The organism is Sporosarcina sp. QA0331, assembly GCF_055808055.1.
The window spans coordinates 2,177,212-2,188,994 of the sequence record NZ_CM147850.1 but is presented as its reverse complement, the minus strand read 5'-3'; the positions used below and the strand labels follow the sequence as shown (position 1 = coordinate 2,188,994).

Sequence of the window (11,783 nt, the reverse complement as noted above, 5' to 3'; positions counted from 1 at the left end):
AAAAGAGTGGGATTTCCCGCTCTTTTCTGTTGTTCAATTCGAATAAGACAAGTTTGAATCAAATTTCGGGAGGGTTATGATGAGTAAAATTACGGAAGAAGTTGAAAAGCTCGTCAATCCGATAGTGAATGACCTTGAGTTGGAATTGGTTGATATCGAGTTTGTGAAAGAAGGAAGAGACTGGTTTTTACGGGTTTATGTCGATACGCCGGAAGGGAATATCGATATCGAACAATGTGCACTAGTGAGCGAGAGGCTTAGTGAAGAACTGGATCGCACAGATCCGATTTCTCAGAACTATTTCCTAGAAGTATCCTCGCCCGGCGCAGAACGTCCACTGAAAAAAGAAGAGGATTTCAAAAAAGCGATCGGTCAATATGTTTTCATTAAAACGTATGAACCGATCAATGGCATGAAAGAGTTCGAAGGATACTTGCTATCTTACGGTCCGGATGCAGCAGAAGTTGAAATTCGCATTAAGACTCGGAAATTGCAAGTCGCCATCGAAAAGGAAAAAATTGCATTTGCACGATTGGCGATCAATTTTTCCGCATAATTGAATATAGGAGTGATTAATTATGAGTAGTGATCTACTCGATGCATTGACAGCCCTTGAAAAGCAGAAAGGAATTTCGAGGGATGTAATTGTGGAAGCGATTGAAGCGGCACTTGTTACCGCATATAAAAGAAACTTTAACCAGGCACAAAACGTGCGTGTCGATTTGAATTTGGAAAAAGGGACGATGAAAGTATATTCACGTAAAGATGTCGTTGAAGAAGTGGAAGATGAAAGACTTCAAATCGCTCTTGAAGACGCAGAAGCTATCAACCCCGCTTATGAAATCGGAGATATTGTCGAAGAAGAAGTGACTCCACGTGATTTCGGCCGGATCGCAGCGCAAACTGCGAAGCAAGTCGTTACGCAACGTGTACGTGAAGCTGAACGCGGTCTTATCTATGACGAATATGTTGATAGGGAAGATGATATCGTCAATGGAATTGTTGAGCGCCTTGACGCAAGAAATCTTTATGTAGGGCTTGGAAAAGTGGAGGCAGTGCTGCCTGCAAGCGAACAGATCACTACAGAGTCATATCAGCCTCATGACCGTATCAAAGTGTATATTACTAAAGTAGAGCGTACTTCAAGAGGGCCTCAAGTATTTGTCTCCCGTACGCATCCTGGTCTTTTACGCCGTTTGTTTGAAATGGAAGTGCCGGAAATATACGACGGCACAGTCGAAATCAAATCAATCGCACGTGAGGCAGGAGATCGTTCGAAAATCTCAGTCCATACAAATAATGAAGAAGTGGATCCTGTCGGTTCCTGTGTAGGTTCCCGCGGAGCGCGTGTTCAATCAATTTCAAATGAATTGAACGGTGAAAAAGTTGATATCGTAGAATGGTCCGAGGATCCTGTCATCTTTGTGGCGAATGCATTGAGCCCTTCCAAAGTATTGGACGTTCAAGTGAACGAAGAGGACAGATCGACAACTGTCGTAGTGCCGGATTACCAATTATCATTGGCAATCGGGAAACGCGGACAGAATGCCCGATTGGCAGCTAAATTGACAGGGTGGAAAATTGACATCAAAAGTGAAACGGATGCGCGTGAGTTAGGCATCTATCCTCCTACTACCGATCATTCGGTTGAAGAACGACTATTTGAGAATGATGTATATGCCGTTACCGAAAATGGAAACGATGAATATAATGAAGATCCGTATTTCGATGACGAACCAGAAGAAGAATCCGATTTGGAAACGATCGATCTATATTCTGAAACAAACGAAGACAATTGAGTTGAAAGGATGACTGCCCATGACAAGCAAAAAGAAAATCCCTTTGCGAAAATGTGCGGCGACAGGCGAGATGTTACCAAAGAAAGAAATGATTCGCATTGTCCGCACAAAGGAAGGTGAAGTTTCAGTCGATTTGACAGGCAAAAAATCAGGACGTGGTACATATGTATCGAAAACTGAAGAAGCTGTTGAAGCAGCAAAACGCAATCGATCGATTGAAAGCCAGCTTGGGACATCGGTGCCTGCAGAAGTCTATGAGGATCTACTGCATGCAATCCGTCGTGAGGCATTGAAATGAATCATCCTACGGAAATCTTCCAATTGTTAGGGATGGCTGCAAGAGCCCGGAAGCTTATCACTGGCGAGGAACTAGTCGTCAAAGAAGTACGTTCGGGTAATGCACGCTTAGTCATCGTTTCTGAAGATGCCTCAAAAAACACGAATAAAAAAGTGAATGACAAATGTAATTTTTACAACGTTGAGAAGCATGTATTCGGGAGCCGGGAAGCTCTCGGCCATGCAATCGGAAAAGAGTCGCGGGTCGTACTCGCGTTAACGGATGCCGGCTTTGCCAAAAAAGCGTCCGGGCTCCTCAACGAATATAACCGGGGGTGGGCTAATGACGAAGATACGTGTACACGAATACGCGAAACGAGTGAATCGGACGAGTAAAGAAGTCATCGAAGAGCTTGGAAAAATGAATGTGAATGTAACGAACCATATGTCAATGCTTGATAATGATGCGACAACAAAATTGGATCAACGTTTTGGAAAAGGTGGTTCAAACCAGTCCGACAAGTCTCGAAACGGACAAAATGATCGGAAACCAGCTTCAAATTCTGCACGTCCTACAGGAAATGCACAAGACAATAAAAAACAGGGCAATCGTCCAGCACAAGGCGGCCAACGTCAAGGACAAGGCGGCAACCGTCCAGCACAAGGCGGCCAACGTCAAGGGCAAGGAGCGCAAGGCGGTAACCGTCCAGCACAAGGCGGCCAGCGTCAAGGGCAAGGAGCGCAAGGCGGCAATCGTCCAGCACAAGGCGGACAACGTCAAGGGCAAGGTGCACAAGGTGGCAATCGTCCAGCTCAAGGCGGACAGCGTCAAGGACAAGGCAGCGCGCAAGGCGGCAACCGTCCAGCACAAGGCGGACAACGTCAAGGGCAAGGTACACAAGGCGGCAACCGTCCAGCTCAAGGTGGTCAACGTCAAGGACAAGGCGCACAAGGGGGCAACCGCCCAGCAGGACGTGGTGGAAGACCACCTGCTCGCGGCATTAACCAAGGACGTAGAAGACATCGTCCGGCACCGATGCCGAAGGTGGAAAAGCCATTGCCGGAGAAAATCACTTTCTATGAATCGTTGACTGTTGGTGAACTTGCGAACAAATTAGGCAGGGAACCGTCTGAAATCATCAAAAAACTATTCATGCTTGGCGTTATGGCAACAATCAACCAAGAGCTCGATAAAGATGCGATTGAGTTGATCTGTGCGGAATATGAAGTCGAAGTGGAAGAGGAAATCCGCATCGATGTAACGGATCTAGAAATTTATTTCGAAGAATCTGAAGAAGCGGAAGGTGAACTGACTGAACGTCCGCCTGTCGTAACAATCATGGGGCACGTTGACCACGGTAAAACGACTTTGCTCGATTCGATCCGCGATACGAAAGTGACGCAAGGAGAAGCGGGTGGAATCACGCAGCATATTGGTGCTTATCAGATTGAAGCGGAAGGCAAGAAAATCACATTCCTGGACACTCCTGGACACGCAGCATTTACAACAATGCGGGCGCGAGGAGCGAAAGTTACTGATATTACAATTCTTGTCGTCGCAGCAGATGATGGCGTCATGCCACAAACGATTGAAGCGATCAACCATGCGAAAGCCGCTGAAGTTCCAATCATCGTTGCTGTGAATAAAATGGATAAACCTACCGCAAATCCAGATCGTGTTATGCAGGAATTGACAGAGCATGGTCTTTTGTCAGAAGCTTGGGGCGGAGATACGATTTTCGTACCGATTTCTGCATTAAAAGGTGAAGGAATCGATCAGTTGCTCGAAATGGTATTGCTCGTAGCGGAAGTAGCAGAGTTAAAGGCGAGCAAAAATATCCGCGCTAGAGGTACTGTCATTGAAGCTCAATTGGACCGTGGCCGCGGTTCAGTAGCAACTCTTCTTGTACAGGATGGAACTTTACATGTAGGTGACCCGATCGTCGTCGGAAACACATTCGGTAAAGTGCGCGCGATGATCAACGACCTTGGACGCCGAGTGAAGGATGCAGGTCCATCCACACCGGTTGAAATTACAGGTTTGAGCGATGTACCGCAGGCTGGAGACCGCTTTGTCGTCTTTGAAGATGAGAAGACAGCTCGTCAAATCGGTGAATCGAGAGCAGGCGATGCATTACAGGAACAACGTGGTGAGAAAACACGTGTAACGCTTGACAACCTATTCGATCAAATGAAACAAGGGGAAATGAAGGAATTGAACCTTATCGTCAAAGCTGACGTTCAAGGTACAGTTGAAGCGATGGCAGCTTCCCTTATGAAAATCGAAGTGGAAGGCGTTAACGTTCGAATCATCCATACAGGAGCAGGTGCGATTAACGAATCGGATATCTCCTTAGCTGCAGCATCAAATGCAATTGTCATCGGATTTAACGTGCGTCCAGATGTCAATGCTAAACGTGCGGCCGAAGAAGAAGGCGTTGATATTCGATTGCACCGCGTCATCTATAAGGTAATCGAGGAAATCGAATCGGCGATGAAAGGATTGCTGGATCCTGAATACGAGGAAAAAGTGATCGGTCAAGCTGAAGTCCGTGAAACGTTCAAAGTATCGAAAATCGGTACTATTGCGGGAAGCTATGTAACGGAAGGCAAGATTACCCGTGACGCAGGCGTGCGTGTCCTGCGTGATAACATTGTCATCTTTGAAGGTGAACTTGATACATTGAAGAGGTTCAAGGACGACGTTAAGGAAGTCGCAAGAGGATATGAATGTGGAATTACAGTTAAAAACTTCAATGATATTAAAGAAGGCGACATTTTTGAAGCCTTCGTAATGGAGGAAGTTAAACGGACATGATTGTCTATGCTGAATGTACATTCTTCATACCTGACGTCCATTCGTTAAAAGGTAAACGATCTATTCTGAAAAGAATGATGGATCGTGTGAAAAATGAATTCAACGTTTCCATTTCTGAAATCGATCATCAAGACTTATGGCAAAGAACTACGATTGCTATCGTTTCGGTTGCATCGTCAAAAGATGCTGCCGAAGGGGAGACAAGAAGGGCCATCCGTTTCTTGGAATCGAATCCGGAATGGGAAATGACAGAAATGCTACTTGACTACTATTGAAACGGAATCGGGGTGACCATCCATGTCTATGCGTGCGAATCGTGTCGCTGAACAGATGAAAAAGGAACTTGGCGGAATCATTGGCCAAAAATTGAAAGACCCTCGCATCGGCTTTGTCACAGTGACGGACGTCGAAGTAACGGGCGATCTTCAACAGGCAACCATATTCATTTCAGTGTTAGGAAATGATTCGGAAAAAGAGGCAACTCTTGCCGGCTTGACAAAGGCGAAAGGGTTTATCCGCACGGAAATCGGGCAGCGGATCAGACTTAGGAAGACACCGGAAATTGAGTTTGCTTTTGATGATTCTGTCGAATACGGAAATCGTATCGAATCGCTGCTTCGTGAAGTGAAAAGCGAAGAAGAATGAACTACTGGAGGAAGTCGGTGTCCGAATGGACTTTCCGACTTCCTCCGTTTTGTATAAGTACGTTAAATAAGGAGGATATACATGGATGGGATTCTTCCTTTATGGAAACAAAAAGGGATGACTTCGCATGACTGCGTATTCAAGCTTAGGAAAATTTTGGGTATGAAAAAAGTGGGGCATACAGGGACGCTCGACCCAAACGTGGAAGGCGTTCTTCCAATATGTCTTGGACAAGCGACTAAGGTCGCCGAGTACGTAACGGATGCTGGCAAAGAGTATATAGCCACAGTTTCGATTGCCGCATCAACTGAAACGGAAGATGCCGAAGGGGCTATTGTTGCATCGGATGATTCATATAAAACAATTAAACGTGAAGAGCTTCTTGATGCACTTGAGCAGCTCACCGGTGAGATTGTTCAAATTCCACCGATGTATTCAGCGGTGAAAGTGAATGGAAAAAGGCTGTATGAATACGCTAGAAAAGGGATAGAGGTTGAAAGGCCGAAAAGGATCGTACATATATATAAAATCGAATTGCTTGATGACAGAGAGTTGTTCGAAGGGGAAGAAATTCGGTTCAAGATACGAATTGCGTGCGGAAAGGGTACATATATCCGAACGTTATCCGTGCAAATCGGAGAAAAACTTGGATTCCCTGCCCATATGGCAACCTTAGTCCGTACGGTTTCCGGAAATTTCCGCCAAAATGATTGCTTGACGCTTGATGAAGTGGAAGAACAAAGAAAGCAGAATACTATTCAACAATATATTCGACCACTTGAAGATGCGCTTGCCGATTTTGAATTTGTAGAAATTGATGATAATCTGTATGGTAAGATAATGAACGGGCAAGTGCTGCCTCAACACCCTTCACTCGTAGGAAGGGAGAAAATCGTTTTTACGAAAGCAAAAAAAGCGATTGCGATTTATTGCAACCATCCGACAAAAGAAGGATTGATGAAACCTGACAAGATGTTTCCATTCAATCAGTAGGGGAGAATTTTATGGAAATTTACCATTTGCAATATCCATCTAAGACAACGATCGATGATAAAGGTCCTTTTTCACTTGCTATCGGTTTTTTCGACGGACTTCATAAAGGACATCAAACAGTTATCAACGAAGCAAAAGCAAAAGCAACTGAACTTGGAATCCGTTCCGCTGTCATGACGTTCGACCCGCATCCATCGCATCTGTTTGGAAAAGGGAAGAATAAGGTTGGCTATATTACAAAATATCCGGAAAAATCACGTCTACTAGAAGAATTGGGAATTGATGCCCTTTTCATTGTTACATTCGATTGGAACCTCGCCTCCCTTTCGCCTGAGCAATTTATCGATATTTTTATTAAGCAGTTAGGTATCAAGCATGTGACCGCCGGCTTCGATTTCACATTCGGTTCAAAAGGTGCTGGCACGATGGAGAAGATGGCAGCGTTATCCAACGGTGCTTATGGGACGACAGTCATCGAAAAGGTGACGGATTCCGATGAGAAAATATCATCGACCCGCATCCGGAAGCTTCTTTCTGAAGGTGATGTTGAGAAGACCGCTTCATTGCTAGGTAGACCATTCAGAACGATTGGTACGGTCATAGACGGCGAGAAGAGAGGCAGGCTGCTCGGATTTCCAACTGCAAATATCTCAATCGACGAAGAAACAATTTTACCTGCGAACGGTGTTTACGCAGTCAATTTTTCCGTCGACGGACAATCGTATAAAGGCGTCTGCAATGTAGGCGTGAAGCCTACCTTCCACGATCCTAATACAATGAAACCAAGCGTAGAAGTCCATGTGCTCGATTTCAATTCCGACCTATACGGAAAAGAAGCGGGGGTCGATTGGATTGCTCGGATTCGTGCTGAACAAAAATTCAATTCGATAGATGAACTTATCGAACAAATAAGCAAGGACAAAGAAACCGCTAGACAATTGTTAAGCAAGTTGAATTAATAATCTGTTAAACGCAATTCCAGCTACTTGGAGTGCAAGGCGGTGACTCCAGTGAACGCCGTTACGAAGAACGGCGTATGCGAGTAAAAGCGAAGCGTTGCGAGCAGGAATGGTAGACCGGATGCCTTAATTTCTGCAAAAAGCGCAGAAATACGGCCAATCGAACTCTTCGTGGTTCGATTGGCTTAAACCATGCCAGCGGAAAGCGAGCGCCGGACGGAAAGCAGCGGTTCAAATGTCGACTTCTTTCTTGCATCCACAATCCGCACATGTTATGATAAATCAGTGCTAGCGCACAAACCTTTCCTTGGCAGAACGAATCACCAACGTTTGCTCGGGATTTGGGGATATTCAATTATTAGGAGGTGAAAAGGATGGCTATTACACAAGAACGTAAACATGAATTGATCAACGAATACAAAACTCATGAAAACGATACTGGATCTGCTGAAGTACAGATCGCTATCCTTACTGAAGAGATCAACAACTTGAACAACCATTTACGTACACACAAGAAAGATCACCATTCTCGTCGTGGTCTTTATAAAATGGTCGGTACTCGCCGTAGACTTCTTAAATACCTACGCGAAACTGATGTTCAACGTTACCGTGATCTTATTGCCAAACTCGGCCTTCGCCGTTAATAAGATGTATACGAAAAAGCGGGCCTTGCCCGCTTTTTTTTATTGAATGATTAATCTTATGTTATTTTTCGCATATGTCCTTCTTTTTTGATACACTACTATTTAATACATACTACGTATGATGTCCATGCTTGAAATTAGAGAGGGGTACCATAATGACAAAACAAAAAAAAGTTTATTCATTTGAGTGGGCTGGGAGACCGTTAACGATTGAAACGGGTCAGCTCGCGAAACAAGCAAATGGTGCTGTGCTCGTACGCTACGGAGATACAAGCGTGCTATCTACAGCGACTGCTTCGAAAAATCCGAAAGCGCTTGACTTCTTCCCATTGACCGTCAATTATGAAGAAAGATTATACGCAGTAGGGAAAATTCCCGGCGGATTCATTAAACGTGAAGGACGCCCATCGGAGAAGGCCGTTTTAACTAGCCGCCTCATCGACCGTCCGATCCGTCCATTGTTCGCGGATGGCTTCCGAAATGATGTACAAGTCATTTCACTCGTCATGTCCGTCGATCAGAACTGCTCATCCGAAATGGCAGCAATGCTCGGTTCTTCCCTAGCATTGTCAATTTCCGATATCCCATTTGAAGGACCGATTGCAGGAGTGCAAATCGGACGCATCAATGGGGAATTCATCGTGAATCCGACACCTGAACAATTAGAAATAAGTGAACTTGACTTAGTCGTCGCTGGAACAAAAGATGCCATCAATATGGTTGAAGCCGGCGCGAAGGAAGTTGCAGAGGATGTCATACTTGAAGCAATCATGTTCGGTCATGAGCAGATCATTCAACTGATTGAATTCCAAGAGAAGATCATTGCTGAAGTCGGCAAAGAGAAAATGGAAATTACATTGTTCGAACTTGACGAAGCATTGCTTGCAGAAGTGAAAGCGAAATGTGAATCCGATTTAATCAATGCTATCCAGACAGAAGAGAAGCACGCACGCGAAGAAGCGATCACAGCGGTGAAAAATGAAGTTATGGAACAATATGCAGCCGATGAAGCGGATGAAGAAACAATGAAGCAAGTGAAAAGCATTTTGGACCAACTCGTAAAAGAGGAAGTTCGCCGCCTGATCACTGACGAAAAAGTCCGCCCGGATGGCCGTGGTTTGGATGAAATCCGTCCACTTTCTTCTGAAGTCGGCATTTTGCAGCGCACACATGGTTCTGGCTTGTTCACACGTGGACAAACTCAGGCGCTAAGTGTTTGTACGCTTGGAGCGCTCGGTGAAGTGCAAATCATTGACGGACTTGGACTGGAAGAGTCGAAGAGATTCATGCATCACTATAACTTCCCGAACTTCAGCGTAGGGGAAACAGGTCCTATCCGTGGACCGGGCCGTCGTGAAATCGGTCACGGTGCCCTCGGTGAGCGTGCACTTGAAGCGATCATTCCAGATGAGAAAGAGTTCCCATACACAATCCGTCTCGTAGCGGAAGTATTGGAGTCGAATGGATCGTCATCCCAAGCGTCAATCTGTGCCTCTACAATGGCTATGATGGATGCAGGAATTCCGATCAAAGCACCAGTTGCGGGAATCGCGATGGGGCTTGTGAAGAAAGGGGACAACTATTCCGTTCTTTCCGATATCCAAGGGATGGAAGACCATCTTGGCGATATGGACTTCAAAGTGGCTGGAACAGAAAAAGGGATTACAGCTCTTCAAATGGACATTAAAATTGAAGGACTATCCCGTCAAATACTAGAAGAATCTTTAGCTCAAGCGAAAATCGGTCGGATGCATATCCTCGGTCATATGATGGCAACTATTTCCACGCCTCGTGAAGAGCTTTCACAATATGCGCCTAAGATTATTATGATCCGCATTAATCCAGACAAGATCCGCGACGTCATCGGACCTGGCGGAAAAGTAATCAATAAAATCATCGAAGAAACAAATGTTAAAATCGATACAGAACAAGATGGCACAATCTACATTTCTTCGCCTAATTCGGATATGAACGAAAAAGCGAAAACGATGATTGAAAACATTGTTCGTGAAGCGAAAGTCGGAGAATATTATTTAGGTAAAGTGAAACGAATTGAAAAATTCGGCGCATTCCTAGAAATCTTCCCTGGCAAAGACGGACTTCTTCATATTTCCGAAATTCAAGAAGAACGTACGAAAGCGGTTGAGGATGTATTGAAAATGGGCGATGAACTTCTTGTGAAGGTAATCGAAATTGACAATCAAGGCCGTGTGAATCTTTCCCGTAAAGTCGTTTTGAAAGAAGAAAAAGAAGCGGCCGAAAAAGGGAAAAACGAATAATCAATATGCATATGATAATGGAAAGCCCCTCTTTACGATGGTGTGAAGACGGAGGCTTTTTGTTATTTTCATTAGCGGGGGGAAAAGAATTGCTACAAAAACAGATATGTCAAAATGGTGTTAGAATCATTCATGAAAAGATGCCATACGTCCGGTCTTTGGCAATCGGCCTATTCGTAAAGGCCGGCTCCAACGATGAGACAGAAGAGGAATGGGGACTCTCCCATTTCATTGAACATATGCTTTTTAAAGGGACAACGACGCGTAGTGCAAAAATGATTGCAGAGCAATTTGACCGGATGGGCGGAGATATTAACGCATACACGTCCAAAGAAATGACTTGCTTTTATACGACCGTGCTTGACCATCATGCGGAAGAGGCACTGACGATCATGGCCGACATGTTGTTTAATTCCCGTTTTGATGAAAACGATATTCAAAAAGAAAAGTCCGTCATATTGGATGAAATTGCGTCCGTGGAAGATACGCCTGATGATGATGTAGATGAACGACTTTGGTCTGTCATGTATCCTGAGCATCCGATTGGAAGATCTATAGGCGGCGTTAAAGATACGATTCATTCCTTTAATAAGGAAATGATCGAGCGGTACATGTCGAGGCATTATTCAGCTGAAAACGTCGTCATATCGATTGCAGGAAATTACGATGATCAATTGATTACATTCATTGAGACTCTTTTCAATTCGTTCACCAAGAAAGGTTCAACAGAAGCAAGTGAAGGCTTACTTCCTGTATTCCATAATGGCAAGACAACGAAATATAAAGATATTGAACAGGCGCATATTTGCATTGGTTATCCAGGTCTTTCAATAACTGACGACCGGCTGCATGATTTAATTCTGTTAGATAGTATTATCGGCGGGACGATGTCTTCCCGGATGTTCCAAAAGATTCGGGAGGAGAAGGGGCTTGCCTATTCTGTGTTCTCGTATTATTCATCATACATGTCGACAGGTTCATTCGTCATTTACGGTGGAACCGGACCTGAACATTTGGAAGAGATGGTCTCGACGATGGATCAGCTAATTGATGAAATCGTGGCGGATGGCGTTACGGAGAAGGAGTTGCTCAATGCGAAGCAGCAATTGAAAGGCAGTTTCTTGCTAGGTCTTGAAAGTTCGGAATCCAGAATGCATCGTAACGGAAAGAATGAATTGATCCTTTCCGAGCATAAGACGATTGACGAAGTAGTCGGACTGATCGACAAAGTGCAACTGGAGGATGTGAATAAAATTGCACGTGAGACGTTTGCAAAAGAACGAGCGATTTCCATTATCGCTCCAAAAAAAGCGATGAAAAAGATCCGAATATAGAAATGTGCAGCTTTGCCCTCTCTGAATCATATGATA

12 protein-coding genes are annotated in these 11,783 nt (G+C 44.6%); all 12 read left to right on the top strand.

Annotated elements, in window-relative coordinates; all coding sequences use genetic code 11:
* The first annotated feature begins 79 nt into the window (after window positions 1–79).
* The 12 genes from rimP to AC0L13_RS10920 all read left to right on the top strand — a co-directional run bounded on the left by rimP (window position 80) and on the right by AC0L13_RS10920 (window position 11,747).
* Window positions 80–556: a ribosome maturation factor RimP gene (gene rimP, locus AC0L13_RS10975; protein ID WP_473639514.1), complete on the top strand. Its 477-nt coding sequence runs from the start codon at window positions 80–82 to the stop codon at window positions 554–556.
* 22 nt (window positions 557–578) lie between these two features.
* Entirely contained in the window at window positions 579–1,799 is a 1,221-nt protein-coding gene (gene nusA / locus AC0L13_RS10970; RefSeq protein WP_473639512.1) for a transcription termination factor NusA, read from the top strand.
* A gap of 19 nt (window positions 1,800–1,818) precedes the next feature.
* Window positions 1,819–2,097, top strand: a complete 279-nt coding sequence (rnpM, locus tag AC0L13_RS10965) for an RNase P modulator RnpM (protein ID WP_440499487.1) — start codon at window positions 1,819–1,821, stop codon at window positions 2,095–2,097.
* Entirely contained in the window at window positions 2,094–2,471 is a 378-nt protein-coding gene (locus AC0L13_RS10960) for a YlxQ family RNA-binding protein (protein ID WP_473639509.1), read from the top strand. The genes rnpM and AC0L13_RS10960 overlap by 4 nt, the downstream gene beginning before the upstream one ends.
* Entirely contained in the window at window positions 2,419–4,893 is a 2,475-nt protein-coding gene (gene infB / locus AC0L13_RS10955; protein WP_473639507.1) for a translation initiation factor IF-2, read from the top strand. The genes AC0L13_RS10960 and infB overlap by 53 nt, the downstream gene beginning before the upstream one ends.
* Window positions 4,890–5,168, top strand: a complete 279-nt coding sequence (locus AC0L13_RS10950) for a DUF503 domain-containing protein (protein ID WP_473639505.1) — start codon at window positions 4,890–4,892, stop codon at window positions 5,166–5,168. Before infB ends, AC0L13_RS10950 begins: the two co-directional genes overlap by 4 nt.
* 22 nt (window positions 5,169–5,190) lie before the next feature.
* The gene (rbfA, locus tag AC0L13_RS10945; RefSeq protein WP_473639503.1) at window positions 5,191–5,538 is read left to right on the top strand and encodes a 30S ribosome-binding factor RbfA; all 348 of its coding nucleotides are present in this window, start codon (window positions 5,191–5,193) and stop codon (window positions 5,536–5,538) included.
* Window positions 5,539–5,619: 81 nt separating this feature from the next.
* Entirely contained in the window at window positions 5,620–6,531 is a 912-nt protein-coding gene (gene truB / locus AC0L13_RS10940; RefSeq protein ID WP_473639501.1) for a tRNA pseudouridine(55) synthase TruB, read from the top strand.
* Between the two features lie 11 nt (window positions 6,532–6,542).
* Window positions 6,543–7,490, top strand: a complete 948-nt coding sequence (locus tag AC0L13_RS10935) for a bifunctional riboflavin kinase/FAD synthetase (protein ID WP_473639499.1) — start codon at window positions 6,543–6,545, stop codon at window positions 7,488–7,490.
* A 374-nt stretch (window positions 7,491–7,864) separates the two neighbouring features.
* Window positions 7,865–8,134, top strand: a complete 270-nt coding sequence (gene rpsO, locus AC0L13_RS10930; RefSeq protein WP_440499480.1) for a 30S ribosomal protein S15 — start codon at window positions 7,865–7,867, stop codon at window positions 8,132–8,134.
* Window positions 8,135–8,289: 155 nt separating this feature from the next.
* The gene (gene pnp, locus AC0L13_RS10925) at window positions 8,290–10,413 is read left to right on the top strand and encodes a polyribonucleotide nucleotidyltransferase (RefSeq protein ID WP_473639496.1); all 2,124 of its coding nucleotides are present in this window, start codon (window positions 8,290–8,292) and stop codon (window positions 10,411–10,413) included.
* 89 nt (window positions 10,414–10,502) lie between these two features.
* A complete protein-coding gene (locus tag AC0L13_RS10920; protein WP_473639494.1) occupies window positions 10,503–11,747 on the top strand; it encodes a M16 family metallopeptidase in 1,245 nt (414 codons plus the stop codon).
* Window positions 11,748–11,783 lie beyond the last annotated feature (36 nt).

Excerpts from the sequence above, each read along its gene's own strand:
- rimP (WP_473639514.1), top strand. The coding sequence starts at position 80 with ATGAGTAAAATTACGGAAGAAGTTGAAAAGCTCGTCAATCCGATAGTG.
- nusA (WP_473639512.1), top strand. The coding sequence starts at position 579 with ATGAGTAGTGATCTACTCGATGCATTGACAGCCCTTGAAAAGCAGAAA.
- rnpM (WP_440499487.1), top strand. The coding sequence starts at position 1,819 with ATGACAAGCAAAAAGAAAATCCCTTTGCGAAAATGTGCGGCGACAGGC.
- AC0L13_RS10960 (WP_473639509.1), top strand. The coding sequence starts at position 2,094 with ATGAATCATCCTACGGAAATCTTCCAATTGTTAGGGATGGCTGCAAGA.
- infB (WP_473639507.1), top strand. The coding sequence starts at position 2,419 with ATGACGAAGATACGTGTACACGAATACGCGAAACGAGTGAATCGGACG.
- AC0L13_RS10950 (WP_473639505.1), top strand. The coding sequence starts at position 4,890 with ATGATTGTCTATGCTGAATGTACATTCTTCATACCTGACGTCCATTCG.
- rbfA (WP_473639503.1), top strand. The coding sequence starts at position 5,191 with ATGTCTATGCGTGCGAATCGTGTCGCTGAACAGATGAAAAAGGAACTT.
- truB (WP_473639501.1), top strand. The coding sequence starts at position 5,620 with ATGGATGGGATTCTTCCTTTATGGAAACAAAAAGGGATGACTTCGCAT.
- AC0L13_RS10935 (WP_473639499.1), top strand. The coding sequence starts at position 6,543 with ATGGAAATTTACCATTTGCAATATCCATCTAAGACAACGATCGATGAT.
- rpsO (WP_440499480.1), top strand. The coding sequence starts at position 7,865 with ATGGCTATTACACAAGAACGTAAACATGAATTGATCAACGAATACAAA.
- pnp (WP_473639496.1), top strand. The coding sequence starts at position 8,290 with ATGACAAAACAAAAAAAAGTTTATTCATTTGAGTGGGCTGGGAGACCG.